Origin of the sequence: Pseudomonas nitroreducens (genome assembly GCF_010994165.1) — a bacterium.
Classification (GTDB): Bacteria; Pseudomonadota; Gammaproteobacteria; order Pseudomonadales; family Pseudomonadaceae; genus Pseudomonas; species Pseudomonas nitroreducens.
Genome location: NZ_WMBX01000003.1, coordinates 263996 through 280343, shown reverse-complemented (window position 1 = coordinate 280343; position 16348 = coordinate 263996). Strand labels below are relative to the sequence as shown.

The 16348-nt window shown below is 66.3% G+C and carries 13 protein-coding genes and 1 pseudogene; 9 read left to right on the top strand and 5 right to left on the bottom strand.

Annotation, left to right across the window (positions count from 1 at the left end; all coding sequences use genetic code 11):
- Positions 1-152: 152 nt before the first annotated feature.
- The 4 genes from GJV37_RS14700 to GJV37_RS14685 all read right to left on the bottom strand — a co-directional run bounded on the left by GJV37_RS14700 (position 153) and on the right by GJV37_RS14685 (position 5310).
- Positions 153-710 carry a nucleotidyltransferase family protein gene (locus GJV37_RS14700; RefSeq protein ID WP_024763038.1) on the bottom strand — a complete coding sequence of 186 codons (558 nt, stop codon included), beginning with the start codon at positions 708-710 and terminating at the stop codon, positions 153-155.
- A complete protein-coding gene (locus GJV37_RS14695; RefSeq protein WP_024763037.1) occupies positions 710-1606 on the bottom strand; it encodes a PA4780 family RIO1-like protein kinase in 897 nt (298 codons plus the stop codon). The genes GJV37_RS14700 and GJV37_RS14695 overlap by 1 nt, the downstream gene beginning before the upstream one ends.
- 72 nt (positions 1607-1678) lie before the next feature.
- A complete protein-coding gene (locus GJV37_RS14690; protein ID WP_024763036.1) occupies positions 1679-2860 on the bottom strand; it encodes a response regulator in 1182 nt (393 codons plus the stop codon).
- A gap of 98 nt (positions 2861-2958) precedes the next feature.
- On the bottom strand, positions 2959-5310 hold the full coding sequence (locus GJV37_RS14685) for an ATP-binding protein (RefSeq protein WP_193452689.1): 2352 nt from the start codon (positions 5308-5310) through the stop codon (positions 2959-2961).
- A gap of 131 nt (positions 5311-5441) precedes the next feature.
- Between GJV37_RS14685 and ada the strand changes: the two genes are divergently transcribed.
- Positions 5442-6530 carry a bifunctional DNA-binding transcriptional regulator/O6-methylguanine-DNA methyltransferase Ada gene (ada, locus tag GJV37_RS14680; protein ID WP_024763034.1) on the top strand — a complete coding sequence of 363 codons (1089 nt, stop codon included), beginning with the start codon at positions 5442-5444 and terminating at the stop codon, positions 6528-6530.
- Here the strand turns inward: ada and GJV37_RS14675 are convergent.
- Entirely contained in the window at positions 6474-7067 is a 594-nt protein-coding gene (locus tag GJV37_RS14675; protein ID WP_169888649.1) for a hypothetical protein, read from the bottom strand. The genes ada and GJV37_RS14675 overlap by 57 nt on opposite strands.
- 174 nt (positions 7068-7241) lie before the next feature.
- Between GJV37_RS14675 and GJV37_RS14670 the strand changes: the two genes are divergently transcribed.
- The 8 genes and pseudogenes from GJV37_RS14670 (at position 7242) to aauR (ending at position 16346) form a co-directional block, all read left to right on the top strand.
- Positions 7242-7841 (top strand): phosphatase PAP2 family protein, encoded by a 600-nt coding sequence (locus tag GJV37_RS14670; protein WP_226045964.1) that lies wholly within the window; start codon positions 7242-7244, stop codon positions 7839-7841.
- Between the two features lie 238 nt (positions 7842-8079).
- On the top strand, positions 8080-8988 hold the full coding sequence (locus GJV37_RS14665) for a glutamate/aspartate ABC transporter substrate-binding protein (RefSeq protein ID WP_065084484.1): 909 nt from the start codon (positions 8080-8082) through the stop codon (positions 8986-8988).
- A gap of 194 nt (positions 8989-9182) precedes the next feature.
- Entirely contained in the window at positions 9183-9929 is a 747-nt protein-coding gene (locus GJV37_RS14660; RefSeq protein ID WP_017521678.1) for an amino acid ABC transporter permease, read from the top strand.
- Positions 9926-10594 (top strand): amino acid ABC transporter permease, encoded by a 669-nt coding sequence (locus GJV37_RS14655; protein WP_024763030.1) that lies wholly within the window; start codon positions 9926-9928, stop codon positions 10592-10594. Before GJV37_RS14660 ends, GJV37_RS14655 begins: the two co-directional genes overlap by 4 nt.
- A complete protein-coding gene (locus GJV37_RS14650) occupies positions 10591-11325 on the top strand; it encodes an amino acid ABC transporter ATP-binding protein (RefSeq protein ID WP_170859238.1) in 735 nt (244 codons plus the stop codon). The genes GJV37_RS14655 and GJV37_RS14650 overlap by 4 nt, the downstream gene beginning before the upstream one ends.
- Before the next feature lie 83 nt (positions 11326-11408).
- The gene (ggt, locus tag GJV37_RS14645; protein ID WP_170859237.1) at positions 11409-13082 is read left to right on the top strand and encodes a gamma-glutamyltransferase; all 1674 of its coding nucleotides are present in this window, start codon (positions 11409-11411) and stop codon (positions 13080-13082) included.
- An 80-nt stretch (positions 13083-13162) separates the two neighbouring features.
- A pseudogene (locus GJV37_RS14640) lies at positions 13163-15015 on the top strand (sensor histidine kinase).
- Positions 15012-16346, top strand: a complete 1335-nt coding sequence (gene aauR / locus GJV37_RS14635) for a two-component response regulator AauR (RefSeq protein ID WP_170859236.1) — start codon at positions 15012-15014, stop codon at positions 16344-16346. The pseudogene GJV37_RS14640 and the gene aauR overlap by 4 nt, the downstream one beginning before the upstream one ends.
- The last annotated feature ends 2 nt before the right edge of the window (positions 16347-16348 follow it).

Here is a 16348-nt window from a genome sequence, read left to right as displayed (position 1 = left end):
GAGCGCTCGGGGTGGGATACCGGAAAACTACCAGCCCACGCCTGAAATGTATGGATACAGTTGCGGCCTTACAGTTTTCCGAGATGATCTTCGTGGGATCTTTCATCCCGCCACGTGCACCGGAACGCCAGAGCTCGCGAGCAAGCCCGCTCCTACAAGGGCTCGATACGTAGTTTCGGCCAGCGCGCCGGCCAGTTCTTGGCGGCGAGGCGTGCGCGGTAGATGTCCGGCTTGCCGCGGAAGTGCTCGGTGGGCCTGACGCGCAGTTCCCAGATGTCATCGATGCCCAGCGGCGCCAGTAGTTGCAGGGACTCGTCGCTCAGCCGAACGGCCACAACGGTGCAGACTTCCGGCCAATGGATCATGGCGTCGGCGCAATCTCGGTAGGGCGAGTCGCCGTTGCGCAGATGCATCCGCGCCTGGTTACGCACGGACCAGGGTACATCCGTGCAGACGCCCAGCAGCCGACGCTCCCAGGCGTAATCCGCTTCGGGCTCCAGGCAGTCGGCAGAGAAATACAGCACATCGATATCGCTCAACGGCGTGGGTTCGCCATAGCCATGCAAGGCGTCCCACACCGCGTTGCGCACGAAGCCCGCCGCAATCCAGGCGCCCGCGGGGCCGTGATCCCGCACGACGCGCAGCAGGTGCATGCGTTCAGGTTGCCCGGCGATCAGCGCGAGAAGCTTCCTCTCGCCGGGCGGTGGCATCAGGCCTGCTCCCAAGGCGGAGGCGGTGGCTCGTCGCTCTTCTGCGGGGAATCCTGGGCAGCGCGGCCAGCTTCGCGACGTTCCTGCTCGCGCATGGCGTCGGCGATCTCCCGCAGCACGGAGTCCACATCCGCCTCGTCTTCCGGGTCGTCGAAATGCCCGGTCAACTCGGTATCCGGCAGCAACTTGCCGTCCTCGTAGAGCGCCCACATTTCCTTGGCGTAGTGCGTGTACCTGAGCTCCGGGGCGAAGCGGCCGAAGTAGGCAGCCATGTTGCCCACGTCGCGCTCCAGCATACGGAAGGCGTGGTTGTTGCCGGCGGCATCGACGGCCTGCGGCAGGTCGATGATCACCGGGCCATCCGGGCCGACCAGTACGTTGAACTCCGACAGGTCGCCGTGCACCAGGCCCGCGCAGAGCATCATGACGATCTGGCGGATGAGGAATTCGTGGAAGTCGCGGGCCAGCTCCGGCTCCATCACCACGTCGTTCAGACGCGGCGCGGCGTCACCGTCTTCGTCGGCAACCATCTCCATCAGCAGTACGCCGTCAAGGAAGTCGTAGGGCTTGGGCACCCGCACTCCGGCGTTGGCCAGGCGGAACAGCGCAGCCACCTCGGCGTTCTGCCAGGCGTCTTCCTGCTCCTTGCGGCCGTACTTGGTGCCCTTGGCCATGGCGCGCGCCTGGCGGCTGTTGCGCACCTTGCGGCCTTCCTGGTACTCGGCGGCCTGGCGGAAGCTGCGCTTGTTCGCTTCCTTGTAGACCTTGGCGCAGCGCAGCTCTTCGCCGCAGCGCACTACATAGACCGCTGCTTCCTTGCCGCTCATCAGCGGCCGCAATACTTCGTCGATCAGGCCGTCTTCGATCAACGGCTCTAGGCGTTTCGGGGTCTTCATCGGGCTTCCTGGCGTACCTCTCTGGGGCGCTGCGCTCCTTATACGGCAATCATCGACAACCGCCCAGTACGATCAGGGCTCAGGCGGCGTCAACTCGATACTTTCGGTCACGGCATCTTCCAGGCGCTGCAGTTCCAGCCCCAGCGCTTCGTCACTGTCGGCGTAACGCTGGGCAATGTTGGCAAAGCCTTCGGCGACTTCCCCGAAAGCCTCCACCACGCGCGGGTCGAACTGGCTGCCGGCGCCGGCCTTGATGCGCTCGGCGGCTTCGTCCGGGGTCAGCGAGGTGCGATAGGCATGGCGGCAAGTGAATTCGTCATAGCAATCGATCAGCGAGAGCATCCGCGCGCCCAGGGGAATCTGCTCGCCAGCCAGGCCCGCCGGGAAGCCGCTGCCATCCCAGTGCTCGTGGTGGCTGTAGGCGATTTCCTTGGCGAAACGCAGGAAATCCGCCGGGGAGCCCAGCTTGCGCTCGGCCGCCGCCAGGGCATCTCGACCAACGGTGGTGTGGCTTTCGAGAATCAACCGGTCGGCCTCTTCCAACTGGCCGGGGCTGTGCAGGATTCGGTCGGGCACGGCGACCTTGCCGATGTCGTGCAGCTGCGCCGAGCGCACCAGCAACTCGATGTTCTCCACTGACAGCTCGGCGGCGAACTCGCTGTGCAGCGACAGCGCGCTGCCCAGCAGGCGCATGTAGTGCTCGATGCGCACCAGGTGGTTGCTGTGCGGGTTGTCGCGCAGGTCGCAGAGGGTCGCCATGGCTTCCAGGGTGGCGTCCTGGATGGCCTGCAGCTCGCGGGCGCGGCGACGCACCTCGAGTTCCAGGTACTCGCTCTTGTCGCGCAGGAAATCGGAATTGGCTTTCAGATTCAGGTGCGCGCGGATGCGCGCCAGGGTCACCGGCGGGCTGATCGGCTTGGTCAGGTAGTCCACCGCCCCCAGGTCCAGGCCCTTCTGCTCGTCGGCGGGGCTGACCATGCCGGTAAGGAAGATCACCGGGATGTCGCGGGTCAGCGGGTCGGCCTTGAGCTGGCGGCAGACTTCGTAGCCGTCCATCTCCGGCATCATGATGTCGAGCAACACCAGGTCCGGGCGCGGATCGCTCTGCATCAGGCGCAGCGCCTTCGGCCCGCTGGCGGCGACGCGCACCTGGTAACGGTCCATCAGCAGTTCGCTCATGAGCATCAGATTGTCCGGCTGATCATCCACCACCAGGATCATCTCCTGCTCCGGCCGGTCCAGCATGCTATCCATCGCAACTCCTCGCATCGGTCAGATTCGTGACATGCCATGGGGGATCGGACCACCGCCCTGTCCGCGTGTTCCTGTCCCGCATTTCCCTATCTGCCACTTCATATACGGATATCGCGCTCCCTCGCGAGATTCACCAGACTCTCCAGGGCCCGCTCGAACTCGAAGCGCCGCACGCTCGTGGCGATGCCCTCATAGCCCTCATTGAAGACGCTGCGCAGCAGGCTTGCACGTTCGCCGAGCAACCTCCCTGCGCGCGGGTCGTCGGCGGCCAGCAGGTGCGCCAGGCGCCGGCAGACCTGTTCGACCTCGGCGTCGTTGCCGCTCTCCAGCAGCGCAGGCGCCGCCGCCGCGGCCGGCAGCATGGGCACCGGCAGCGGTTCGTGGCTGATGTTCTGCAGACTCAGGCTGGCCGAGTCGTCGACCCGCCCCATGGGCAGCCGGCACCAGAACAGGCTGCCACGGTTCGGCTCGCTCTCCACGCCGACGCTGCCGCCCATCGCCTCTGCCAGTTTCCTGCAGATCGCCAGGCCCAGGCCGGAGCCGCCGTACCGGCGGGTGATCGAGCTGTCCGCCTGCTGGAAGGATTCGAACAGGCGCTCCTGCTGCGGCTCGGAGATGCCGATGCCGGTATCGCGGAAGGCGAAGTAGAGTTGCAGGCTGTCTTCGTCCTCGTCCTCCAGGCGGACGATCAGCACCACCTCGCCCTGCTCGGTGAATTTCAGTGCGTTGTTGCCGTAGTTCATCAGGATCTGCCGCAGGCGCAACGAATCCCCCACCACCTGGGCCGGCACCCGCGGGTCGATCTCGCAGCGCACCGCCAGGCCCTTGCTCGCGGCGCGGATGTTGAACAGGTCGAACAGCTCGCCGAGCAGACGCTCCAGGTCGAAGGGGATGTGCTCGAACTCCAGCTTGCCCGCTTCCACGCGCGACAGGTCGAGGATGTCGCTGATCAGCTCCAGCAGGTACTGGCCCGAGCCCTGGATCTTGCCCAGGTAGTCCACCTGTTGCGGGTCCAGGGTGGTCTCCTGGAGCAGGTGCGCCAGGCCGATGATGATGTTCAGCGGCGTGCGGATCTCATGGCTCATGTTGGCCAGGAAGTCGCTCTTGAGCTGCGCCGCCTCTTCCGCCAGGTCGCGGGCCTCGGCCAGCGCCAGTTCGGTGGCCTTGCGCGCGGTGACGTCGCGGCTGACGCCGACCAGGCCGAGCTGCCGCCCGTGGTCGTCGTGGAAGGCACTGCGCAGGGTATCGAAGAGCACCCGCCGGCCATCCGGATAGACCACCCAGCCTTCGCTGGCATAGGGCTCGCTCTCGTTGAGCGCCTGGCGGTCGCGCTCCTGCCGGCCGGCGCCGGCCGCGCGGCTGAACATCTGCTGGTCGCTGCGCCCGACGATGTCCTCCGGCGCGCGCCCCAGGCAGTCGGCGAAGGCCTGGTTGACCCCCAGGTAACGGCCCTGGGTGTCCTTGAACCAGATCGGGTCGGGGATCGAGTTGATCAACGCCAGCAGAGTGCTGCGCTGGCGCCGCTCCTCTGCTTCGGCGCGCGCGCGCTCGGCCACCTGGATCGACAGCCGGCGGTTCCACACCAGCACGAAGGTCAGCAGGGCCAGCACGCCCACAACCCAGGGCCAGGCGATCTGCAGCAGGTGCATCCAGTCGAAGACGTCCAGCGACGGCAACCAGCGCGCCTGGATCGCCTCCTGCTCATTGCGGGTGATGTTGTTCAGTGCGCGGTCCAGCAGCGGCACCAGCGGCTCCAGCTCCTTGCGCGTGGCGAAGCGCACCTGGCTATTGCCCAGCCCGCTATCGCCGCGCACTTCCATGTTGGACAGGCCGAGCTGCTCGATCAGGAAGGTCGAGGTGATGAGGTTGCCCACATAGGCATCGGCACGCCCGATGGAGACGGCCTTGAGCGCGCTGGGCGAATCCTCCGCCAGCACGAAATCGATCCCCGGCACCGCCTTGGCCAGCAGCTCATGGACGGCATAGCCCTGCTCCACCGCGACCCGGCGGCCGGACAGGTCGTCCAGCGTGCGGATGGTGCTGTCGCGCCGGGCGAAGATCAGGCTGCTGGTGGTGACGTAGGGCTGGGTAAAGCTCAGGAAGCGCTGGCGCTCGTCGGTGGCCGCCATGGACGGCAGCAGGTCCACCTCGCCTGCCTTCACCGCGGCCAGCACCTCTTCCCAGGTGTTGTACAGCACCGGCTGGACCTTCATGCCCAGGCGCTCGGAGATCAGCTGCAGGTAGTCGGCGCTGATGCCATGGAACTGGTCGAACTCGTCGATCACCTCGAACGGCGGCCAGCCGGCGCGGAACAGGCCGACACGGATCGGCTCGTGGGCCGTGACGAAGGCACGCTCCTCATCGGACAGCGCCAGGCTTGCTGCTCGGGCCTGGACGCACAGCGCAACGAGCAGCAGAAGGCAGCACAGGCAGAATCGGCGCAAGGGCATGGAGGTCTCTCTGGGAATACCCTGCAAGCGTAGCCCGGCCGGCGACAACGAGTTTGAAAACGCGATGCGGATTGCTGCTCCGCCAGGCCCGACGGAGAATCTCCCCAACGGCCATTGCCCCGGAGACAGCCATGACGACCACCCGACTTGACCCCGAGCGCTGCTGGCAGGCGGTCTGCGAGCGCGATGCGCGTTACGAGGGACGTTTCGTCTTCAGCGTGCGCTCCACCGGCGTCTACTGCCGGCCGAACTGCCCGGCACGCCGGCCATCACGGGAGAACGTGGCCTTCTATAGCGCCGCCGAGGCGGCCGAAGCTGCCGGTTTCCGCCCCTGCAAGCGCTGCTCGCCGCGCGGCCCGAGCCCGCGCGAGCAACTCGATGCGCTGGTTGCTGCGGCCTGCGAGCTGCTCGACAAGGCCGATAAGCCCCCGACCCTGGACGAACTGGCCAGCCGTATCGGTCTCTCCGCCTCGCACCTGGCCCGCGCCTTCAAGGCCCGCACCGGCCTCACGCCCCGAGCCTGGGCGGAATCCCGCCGCGAGCAGCGCCTGGCTGCCGCCCTGCCGCAATCGCGCTCGGTGCTCGACGCCGCGCTGGAGGCCGGCTACTCCGGCACCCGTGCCCTGTACGAAAGCGCCACGCCACTGAGCCCGGCACAACGCCGGCAGAAAGGCGCGGGTGAACGACTGCGCTATGCCATCGCGCCCTGCCCGCTCGGGCTGGTGCTGCTGGCGGCCACCGACAAGGGCGTCTGCGCCCTGCTCTTCGCCGACAACGCCAGCGAGCTGGAACGCCAGTTGGCCGATCGCTTCGCCGCCGCCGAGCGAACCCGCGACGACACGGGGCTGGGCGACTGGCTGCGCGAGGTGATCATCCAGCTGGAAGAGCCCGAACAGGCCGCCCACCTGCCGCTGGACCTGCACGGCAGCGCCTTCCAGCTGCGCGTCTGGCGCGCCCTCACGCGCATTCCCAGCGGCGAGACGCGGCGTTACGGCGAGCTGGCCGAGGAGCTGGGCACGCATCCGCGCGCCATCGCCCGCGCCTGCGCCAGCAACAACGTCGGCCTGCTGGTGCCGTGTCATCGCGTGGTCGGCGGCACCGGCGAAGGCGGCTATCGCTGGGGCCTGCCGCGCAAGCGCGAACTGCTGCGACGCGAGGGCGGCTCAGGCGACGCCGGCGAACTCCGCCACCGAGCCGATCAGGATCAGCACCCAGAGTAGGCCGCCGAGGATCAGGAAGGGCACGTTGTAGCGGGTCAGCGAGGCGTTGCCCTGGCCCAGCGGATCGCCGCTGGCCTCGTTGGCGCGGCGCTGGATGTTCGTCAGCGGAATGAGTGGCACCAGACCGAGGATGAGGAACGGCAGGCTGTAGTGGCTGAGTTCGGGAATCCGGCTGGTGAGCTTGTCGGCGACATTGGAGAGGATCAGCAGCACCACCGCCCAGGTGGCGTCGCTGCCATAACGCCAGGCCCTGCGCTGTTCCTCCGGCAGCGCTTCGTGCACGCGTCGGGCGAGGGAATGGATATAGAAGATCATGAACAGGCTGCGCAGCGGCGGGTTGATCTTGCGCGGCATGTGCGGCTTCTGGATCGACCAGTGCTTGTACATCCAGTAGAGGTTGAACAGCCCCAGCGTCGCCACATACAGCACGACCATCTTGGTGATGGAGATGACGAAGAACCGGCTGGCCTGTTCGGCGCCAGCATGCGTCTCGACCAATGGGGCTTCGGGGGCGCGGTAGGGATTTTCCATTTCCATGGCGAACATTCCTTTGAACTGAAGGCGCCATTGTGGGCCAGGGCTGGCGCCGGGGCCAAGCTGGCGCATGCGCACAGGCTCGCATCCCGTCGCACGGCTCTCGGGGACGGCACCGGGCTGTGCTAACGTTGCCCGCCTCAGCCCCGCCTTCCCATGCCCATGTCCTTCTGGCCAATGATTACCCGCCTCGGCGACAGCTCCCTGCTGGCGCCGGCCGCCGTGCTCGTCTTCTGCTGGCTGCTGTATCGCCGCCAGACCGCAAAGGCCGGGCTGTGGCTGCTGCTGTTCGGATTCTCGACCGCGCTGGTGGTGGGTTCGAAGCTGGCGTTCATGGGCTGGGGAATCGGAATTCCGAACCTGAACTTCACCGGCTTCTCCGGGCACAGCATGCTGGCCGGTGCCGTGCTGCCGACGCTGGCCGCGCAGCTCTTCACCACGCGCCGCGCCGGCCTGGCCGCCGCCGCGCTGGCGGCAGTGATCGCCGTGCTGGTCGGTCTCTCGCGGCTGGCGATCAACGTTCACTCGCCCTCCGAGGTCTACGCCGGCCTGGCGTTGGGCCTGGGCACCAGCGCGGCCTTCCTCGCCGCCACCCGTGCGCAGTTGCCGGCCTTCCATCCGGCCGCCCTGCTGCTGATCCTCGCGCTGGCTCTCGGGCAGACCGTCACTGGCGTACGCGCTCCGACGCACCAATTGCTCGAGCGCATCGCCGCGCACCTGGCCGATCGCGATCAGCCGTTCCAGCGCGGGCAATGGGGCGGTCAGCCGGACGTCTGACCCTGTTTGTCGTTCGGTTTTCCGAACGAGGAATCCGGAAAAATCCGGATATCCGAATGACGGGGGACTTTTCGCTCACCGCCATTCTAAAAATAACTGTTTAAATTCAAATAGTTAAATAAAAAAGACAGCCTTGGCACGGAGCCTGCTCTGCTCCTCCTCGAACATGCGACCGGCCTGGAGTGAGCCTCGCCGGCGCAGGACTGAATAACAAACACAACCAGTCGAGGTAGTCTCCATGCGTTTCGCACCCCGTGCGTTGGGCGTCGCCATTGTCGCGGCCCTGCTCGCCACTCCCGTCGTCGCCGAAGAACTGACCGGTACCCTGAAGAAGATCAAGGACTCCGGCACCATCGTCCTCGGCCACCGTGACGCCTCCATCCCCTTCTCCTACCTCGGCAGCGATCCGCGTCAGCCGGAAGGTTATTCCCACGACCTGCAGATCAAGGTCGTCGAGGCCCTGAAGAAAGAGCTGAATGCTCCCGACCTGAAGGTTCGCTACAACCTGGTGACCTCCCAGACCCGTATCCCGCTGGTGCAGAACGGCACCGTGGACATCGAGTGCGGCTCCACCACCAACAACCTCGAGCGCCAGAAGCAGGTCGACTTCTCCGTCGGCATCTTCGAGGTCGGCACCCGCCTGCTGACCAAGACCAGCTCGGGCATCAACGACTTCCCGGATCTGAAGGGCAAGAACGTGGTGACCACCGCCGGCACCACTTCGGAGCGCCTGCTCAAGCAGATGAACGCCGATCAGAAGATGGGCATGAACATCATCTCGGCCAAGGACCACGGCGAGTCCTTCCTGATGCTCGAATCCGGCCGTGCCGTGGCCTTCATGATGGACGACGCGCTGCTCTATGGTGAAATGGCCAAGGCCAAGAAGCCGGACGACTGGCACGTGGTCGGCAAGCCGCAGTCCTACGAGATCTACGCGTGCATGGTGCGCAAGGGCGACGCGCCGTTCAAGAAGGTCGTCGACAAGGCCATCTCCGACACCTTCGCCTCGGGTGAGGTCAACAAGATCTACGACAAGTGGTTCATGCAGCCCATTCCGCCGAAGAACCTGAACCTCAACTTCCCGATGAGTGATGAGCTCAAGAAGCTGATCGCCAATCCGACCGACAAGTCTGCCGAGCAGATGTAACGGTCGCGCCGGGTGCCGCCCACAAGGCGGCACCCGGCGGGGGATCGGGAGCGCACGCCATGCGCTCCCGGCCCACCTTTCCTGATGACGATGCCGGAACACCCGCTACCCGCGGGTGGCGGGCGGCCTTGCGCCCGCGTCCGGCCCCGTGCCGTACAAAGCCACCGTGAAACGCAATCGAGGGGAAACCCGTCATGGATTACAACTGGGACTGGGGCGTGTTCTTCAAGTCCACCGGGATTGGCGACGAGCGCTACCTGGACTGGTACATCACCGGCCTGGGCTGGACCATCGCCGTCTCGCTCGCGGCCTGGGTCATCGCCCTGGCGCTCGGCTCGCTGCTGGGCGTGATGCGCACCCTGCCCAACCGCTGGTTGTCGGGCATCGCCACCGCCTACGTGGAGCTGTTCCGCAACGTGCCGCTGCTGGTGCAGTTGTTCATCTGGTACTTCCTGGTGCCGGACTACCTGCCGCAGCCGATCCAGGACTGGTTCAAGCTGGGCATCGCCCCGGAAACCTCGGCCTTCATCAGCGTCGTCGTGTGCCTGGGCCTGTTCACCGCCGCGCGGGTCTGCGAGCAGGTGCGCACCGGCATCCAGGCGCTGCCCAAGGGCCAGCTCGCCGCCGCCAGTGCCGTTGGCTTCCGCCTGCCGGCGATCTACCGCCACGTGCTGCTGCCGCAGGCCTTCCGGATCATCATTCCGCCGCTGACCTCGGAATTCCTCAACGTCTTCAAGAACTCCTCGGTGGCCTCGCTGATCGGCCTGATGGAGCTGCTGGCGCAGACCAAGCAGACCGCCGAATTCAGCGCCAACCTGTTCGAGGCCTTCACCCTCGCCACCGCGATCTACTTCACCCTGAACATGAGCCTGATGCTGATCATGCGCATGGTCGAGAAGAAGGTCGCCGTGCCGGGCCTGATCTCCGTGGGAGGTAAATGATGGACTTCAGCCAGATCGTCCCCGCCCTCCCCGGCCTCTGGGAAGGCATGCTCACCACCCTGCAGCTGATGGTGCTGGGTGTGCTGGGCGGCGTGGTGCTGGGCACCATTCTCGCGCTGATGCGGCTGTCCAACAGCAAGCTGCTGTCGAACATCGCCGGCTTCTACGTGAACTACTTCCGCTCGATCCCGCTGCTGCTGGTGATCACCTGGTTCTACTTCGCGGTTCCGTTCATCCTGCGCTGGATCACCGGCCAGGACACCCCCGTGGGCGCGTTCACCTCGTGCCTGGTGGCCTTCATGATGTTCGAGGCGGCGTACTACTGCGAGATCGTCCGCGCCGGCATCCAGGCCATTCCGAAGGGCCAGATTGGCGCGTCCTACGCACTGGGCATGACCTACGGCCAGTCCATGCGCCTGATCATCCTCCCGCAGGCGTTCCGCAAGATGACCCCGCTGCTGCTGCAGCAGAGCATCATCCTGTTCCAGGACACCTCGCTGGTGTACTCGGTGGGCCTGATGGACTTCCTCAACGCCGCCCGCTCGCGTGGCGACATCATCGGCCAGCCCCATGAATTCCTGATCTTCGCCGGTCTCGTCTACTTCGTCATCAGCTTCGCCGCGTCCCTCTGCGTGAAGCGCCTGCAGAAAAGGTTAACCGTATGATCTCCATCGATAACGTCAGCAAGTGGTACGGCGACTTCCAGGTTCTCACCGACTGCAACACCAAGGTCGCCAAGGGTGAAGTGGTGGTGGTCTGCGGGCCGTCCGGCTCGGGCAAGTCGACCCTGATCAAGTGCGTCAATGCGCTGGAACCCTTCCAGAAGGGCGACATCACCGTCGACGGCACCTCCATCGCAAACCCCAAGACCGACCTGCCGAAACTGCGCTCCCGGGTCGGCATGGTGTTCCAGCACTTCGAGCTGTTCCCGCACCTGACCATCACCGAAAACCTCACCATCGCCCAGCGCAAGGTGCTGGGACGGAGCAAGGAAGAGGCGATGGACAAGGGCCTGGCGCTGCTCGACCGCGTCGGCCTCAAGGCCCATGCGCACAAGCACCCCGGCCAGCTCTCCGGCGGCCAGCAGCAGCGCGTGGCGATCGCCCGCGCGCTGGCCATGGACCCGATCGTCATGCTGTTCGACGAGCCGACCTCGGCGCTCGACCCGGAGATGGTCAACGAGGTGCTCGACGTGATGGTCCAGCTCGCCCACGAAGGCATGACCATGATGTGCGTGACCCACGAGATGGGCTTCGCCCGCAAGGTCGCCGACCGGGTGATCTTCATGGACCGCGGGCAGATCGTCGAGGACTGCGCCAAGGAAGAATTCTTCGGCGACCTGCAGAACCGCGCCGAGCGCACCCAGCAGTTCCTCGCCAAGATCCTGCCGCACTGATTCCGCTGTTGTTCTACCCGAGTGCCCTGGCTCGCCGGGGCACTCAACCTCACCGCAAGCACAAGAATAAATAAGGAAGTCCCATGCGCGTGTTCCACTTCAGCAAGCTGCCCCTGGGCGTCGCGATCCTCGCGGCGAGTTCGTCGGTCTTCGCCGTCACCCTCGACGGCGGCGCGGTTGCCGCGCCCGATCAGTACGGCGCGAAAGTCGCCGCCGAGATCCTCAGGAAGGGCGGCAACGCCGTCGACGCCGCGGTCGCCACCGCCTTCACCCTCGCAGTTACCTACCCCGAAGCCGGCAACATCGGCGGCGGTGGTTTCATGACCCTGTACGTCGACGGCAAGCCGTACTTCCTCGACTACCGCGAGATCGCGCCGAAGGCCGCGACCAAGACCATGTACCTGAACGAGAAAGGCGAGGTGATCGAGAACCTCAGCCTGGTCGGCGCCAAGGCCGCCGGCGTGCCGGGTACCGTGATGGGCCTGTGGGAAGCGCACCAGCGCTTCGGCAAGCTGAAGTGGAGCGAGCTGCTGACCCCGGCCATCGGCTACGCGCAGACCGGCTTCAAGGTCGCCGACCAGCAGTACCAGTATCGCCAGGACGCCATCGCGCTGTTCAACGGCAAGACCAATTTCGGCGACTACTTCGGCACCATGAAACCGGGCGAAGTGTTCAAGCAGCCGGAACTGGCCAAGACCCTGGAGCGCATCGCCGACAAGGGCCCGGACGATTTCTACAAGGGCGAGACCGCCAAACTGCTCATCGCGCAGATGAAGCAGGATGGCGGCCTGATCACTTCCGACGACCTGGTCGACTACCAGGCCAAGTGGCGCGAGCCGATGCGCATCGACTGGCAGGGCAACACCCTCTACACCGCGCCGCTGCCCAGCTCCGGCGGCATCGCCCTGGCCCAGCTGATCGGCATCAAGGAACAGCGCGCCGCCGACTTCAAGGGCGTGGAGCTGAACTCCGCGAAGTACATCCACCTGCTCTCGGAGATCGAGAAGCGCGTGTTCGCCGACCGCGCCGACTACCTCGGTGACCCGCAGTTCTCCAAGGTGCCGGTGGCCCAGCTGACCGACCCGTCTTACATCGCCAGGCGCGCCAGGGAAGTGAACCCGGACGCCATCTCGGCCACCGAGAAAGTCCGCCCCGGCCTGGAGCCGCACCAGACCACGCACTTCTCCATCGTCGACAAGGACGGCAACGCCGTCAGCAACACCTACACCCTCAACTGGGACTTCGGCAGCGGCGTGGTGGTCAAGGGCGCCGGCTTCCTGCTCAACGACGAGATGGATGACTTCAGCTCCAAGCCGGGCGTGGCCAACGCCTTCGGCGTCGTGGGCAGCGACGCCAACGCCATCGAGCCGGGCAAGCGCATGCTCTCCTCCATGAGTCCGAGCATCGTCACCCGCGACGGCCATGTCAGCCTGGTGCTGGGCACGCCCGGCGGTTCGCGGATCTTCACCTCGATCTTCCAGGTGCTGAACAACGTCTACGACTTCCACCTGCCCCTGGAGAAGGCCGTGGCCGCGCAGCGTGTGCATCACCAACTGCTGCCGAAAGACACCATCTATTACGACGCGTACGCACCGCTCACCGGCAAGGTCGCCGATGAGCTCAAGGCCATGGGCTACACCCTTGAAGACCAGGGCTGGAACATGGGTGACATCCAGGCCATCCGTGTGAACGGCAAGGCACTGGAAACCGCCTCCGATCCGCGCGGCCGCGGCGTCGGGATGGTGGTCAAACCCTAAGCCCCGGCAGACGCACCGTGTGGTACCCGAGCCAGTCCATCGCCGCCCCCCGGCGTTGGGCTGGCTCGGCCCCGGCGACTGTGCTGCAATGCGCTTCCAGCCCATTGCCGCCGCCGCTCACCGTGAAGCCACGCCTCGTGCGCAACTACCTGCTGCCCTTCCTGCTGCTCCTGCTCACCCTGGGCTTCGGCTACGGCGGCTACCTGATCAGCGAAGGCGCCGGCACCCGCAGCCTGATCGAGTCCGGCGAGCGCCAGCTGGAACTGCACGCCCGTGGCGTGGAAAGCGAGATCAGCCGCTACACCTACCTGCCCAGCCTGCTGGAACTCGAAGGCAGCGTCAGCCGCCTGCTGGTGGACCCCACGCCGCTGCACCGCGACCGCGTCAATCATTACCTGGAAGGTCTCAACCGCCGCGCCGGCAGCCGCGCCGTGTACCTGCTGGACACCTCCGGCCGCGTGCTGGCCACCAGCAACTGGCAGGACGCCGACAGCTACCTGGGGGAGGACCTGTCCTTCCGCGCCTATTTCCAGGAAGCCGTACAGGGCCGCCCCGGCCGCTTCTACGGCATCGGCAGCACCACCGGCGAACCCGGCTACTACCTCGCCCACGGCCTGGTACATGGCGGCAGGATCGTCGGCGTGGCGGTGGTCAAGGTGAAGATGGAATCCCTGGAAGAGCGCTGGGAGAAGGCTCGACTACAGGCCTTCGTCAGCGACGAGAACGGCATCATCATCCTTTCCAGCGACCCGACCCTGCGCCTGAAGGCCGTGCGCCCGCTCAGCGATGCGGACAAGGAACGCCTGGCCCGCAGCCTGCAGTACTACTGGTGGGCGAAGGCGTCGAGGAAATCAGCTTCGCGCCGGGCGAGCACGCCGACAGCCACAAGCCGCTCAGCTACCTGATGCAGACGCGCCAGCTCAGCGACACGCCGTGGAACTTCACCCTGCTCACCCCGCTGGCCGACCTGCGCCGCGAGGCGATGATCCACGGCATGCTCGCCGCCGCCGGCTTCGCCCTGTTCGCCTTCCTGCTGATTGCCTGGAACGAGCGGCGCAAGGTCATCGCCACCCGCCTCGCCGCCCGCGAAGCGCTGGAGCAAGCCAACAATGCGCTGGAGCGCCGCATCGCCGAGCGTACCGCCGACCTGCGCGCCAGCAACCAGCACCTGCGCGAACAGATCCGCGAGCGCCGCCAGGCCGAGGACACCTTGCGCAAGGCCCAGGACCGACTCGTACAGGCCGGCAAGCTGGCGGTGATCGGGCAGATGTCCACCAGCATCGCCCATGAACTCAACCAGCCGCTGGCAGCACTGCGCACTCTGTCGAGCAACAGCGTGCGCTTCCTCGAACGCGGTAAGCTGGACGTCGCCAGCAGCAACCTCGAAGCCATCGCCGAGATGGTCGACCGCATGGGCCGCATCACCGCCAGCCTGCGCGCCTTCGCCCGGCGCGCCGACGACCACGGCCAGGCGACCTTGAGCAAGGCGGTGGACGCCGCCGTGATGGTGCTGCAGGGGCGGCTTTCCGAAGTGCCGGTAACCCTGCACCGCGATTACCCCGATGCGCACCTGGCCATCGACCAGACGCGCCTGGAACAGATACTGGTCAACCTGATCGCCAACGCCCTCGACGCCATGAGCGGCCAGAGCGACCGCCAGCTCTGGCTGGAAGGGCGTATCGAAGGTGACAACCACTACCGCCTCGTGGTGCGCGACAACGGTCCCGGCATTCCGCCGGACGCCCGCGTGCACCTGTTCGAGCCCTTCTTCACCACCAAGCCCGGCGAACTCGGCCTGGGCCTGGGCCTGACCCTTTCCGCCAGCCTCGCCACCGCCGCCGGCGGTTCCCTGGGCGTGGCCTACCCGGAAACCGGCGGCACCGCGTTCGAACTGCACCTGCCGCTGCTGCCCGCCCTGGAGACACCCGCATGAGCGATCCATCCCTGCGCGTCCTGATCGTCGAGGACGACCCGCACGTACGGCTCGGCTGCCAGCAGGCGCTGGCCCTGGAAGACATCGAGACCGACAGCGTGGGCAGCGCCGAGGAAGCGCTGAAGAAAGTCGGCGCCGACTTCCCCGGCATCGTCGTCAGCGACATTCGCATGCCCGGCATGGACGGCCTGCAGCTGCTGGAGAAGCTCAAGGAACGCGACCCCAGCCTGCCGGTGGTGCTGATCACCGGCCATGGCGACATCGCCATGGCGGTCAAGGCCATGCGCGACGGCGCCTACGACTTCATGGAAAAGCCCTTCTCCCCCGAGAAGCTGGTGGACACCGCGCGCCGTGCCCTGGCCCAGCGCGCCCTGACCCGCGAAGTCAGCCAACTGCGCCGCCAGCTCGCCGGCAAGCAGGCCCTGGAAAGCCGGCTGATCGGCCGCTCGCCGGCCATGCAGGCGCTGCGCGAGCTGATCGCCAACGTCGCCGACACCTCCGCCAACGTGCTCATCGAAGGCGAGACCGGCACCGGCAAGGAACTGGTCGCACGCTGCCTGCACGACTCCAGCCGGCGCCAGCCCAAACCCTTTGTCGCGCTCAACTGCGGCGGCCTGCCGGAAAGCCTGATCGACAGCGAAATCTTCGGCCACGAGGCCCACGCCTTCACCGGCGCCGGCAAGCGGCGGATCGGCAAGATCGAGCACGCCGACGGCGGCAGCCTGTTCCTCGACGAGATCGAGAGCATGCCGCTGAACCTGCAGATCAAGCTGCTGCGCGTGCTGCAGGAACAGCAGCTGGAACGCCTGGGCTCCAACGAACTGATCCGCGTGGATTGCCGGGTGATCGCCGCGACCAAGTCCGACCTCGCCGCCATGGGCCGTGAAGGCACTTTCCGCAGCGACCTCTACTACCGCCTCAACGTCATCACCCTGAACCTGCCGCCGTTGCGCGAACGCCGCGAAGACATCCTGATGCTCTTCGAGCACTTCCTGCAGCAATCCTCGCTGCGCTTCGACCGCCCCGCGCCCAGCATCGACAACGCCACCGCCGCCACCCTGATGGCCCACGACTGGCCGGGCAACGTGCGCGAACTGCGCAACGTCGCCGAACGCTTCGCCCTTGGCCTGCCGGTGCTGGCCGGCGGCAACCTCGGCCCGGACGCCGGCGAGCCGCGCTTCGCCGAAGCCGTGGAAGCCTTCGAGAAGAGCCTGCTGTCCACCGCCCTGGAACGCCACGCCGGCAACCTCAGCCAGGCGGCGCATGCATTGGGGATGGCCAAGACCACGCTGTTTGACAAGGTGAAGAAGTACGGCCTCAAGGGCGAGTGATA

Coding starts and splice junctions, on each gene's coding strand:
- GJV37_RS14660 (WP_017521678.1), top strand. CDS start 9,183: ATGGATTACAACTGGGACTGGGGCGTGTTCTTCAAGTCCACCGGGATT.
- aauR (WP_170859236.1), top strand. CDS start 15,012: ATGAGCGATCCATCCCTGCGCGTCCTGATCGTCGAGGACGACCCGCAC.
- GJV37_RS14665 (WP_065084484.1), top strand. CDS start 8,080: ATGCGTTTCGCACCCCGTGCGTTGGGCGTCGCCATTGTCGCGGCCCTG.
- GJV37_RS14690 (WP_024763036.1), bottom strand. CDS start 2,860: ATGGATAGCATGCTGGACCGGCCGGAGCAGGAGATGATCCTGGTGGTG.
- GJV37_RS14655 (WP_024763030.1), top strand. CDS start 9,926: ATGATGGACTTCAGCCAGATCGTCCCCGCCCTCCCCGGCCTCTGGGAA.
- GJV37_RS14675 (WP_169888649.1), bottom strand. CDS start 7,067: ATGGAAATGGAAAATCCCTACCGCGCCCCCGAAGCCCCATTGGTCGAG.
- GJV37_RS14670 (WP_226045964.1), top strand. CDS start 7,242: ATGATTACCCGCCTCGGCGACAGCTCCCTGCTGGCGCCGGCCGCCGTG.
- ggt (WP_170859237.1), top strand. CDS start 11,409: ATGCGCGTGTTCCACTTCAGCAAGCTGCCCCTGGGCGTCGCGATCCTC.
- GJV37_RS14685 (WP_193452689.1), bottom strand. CDS start 5,310: ATGCCCTTGCGCCGATTCTGCCTGTGCTGCCTTCTGCTGCTCGTTGCG.
- GJV37_RS14700 (WP_024763038.1), bottom strand. CDS start 710: ATGCCACCGCCCGGCGAGAGGAAGCTTCTCGCGCTGATCGCCGGGCAA.
- ada (WP_024763034.1), top strand. CDS start 5,442: ATGACGACCACCCGACTTGACCCCGAGCGCTGCTGGCAGGCGGTCTGC.
- GJV37_RS14695 (WP_024763037.1), bottom strand. CDS start 1,606: ATGAAGACCCCGAAACGCCTAGAGCCGTTGATCGAAGACGGCCTGATC.
- GJV37_RS14650 (WP_170859238.1), top strand. CDS start 10,591: ATGATCTCCATCGATAACGTCAGCAAGTGGTACGGCGACTTCCAGGTT.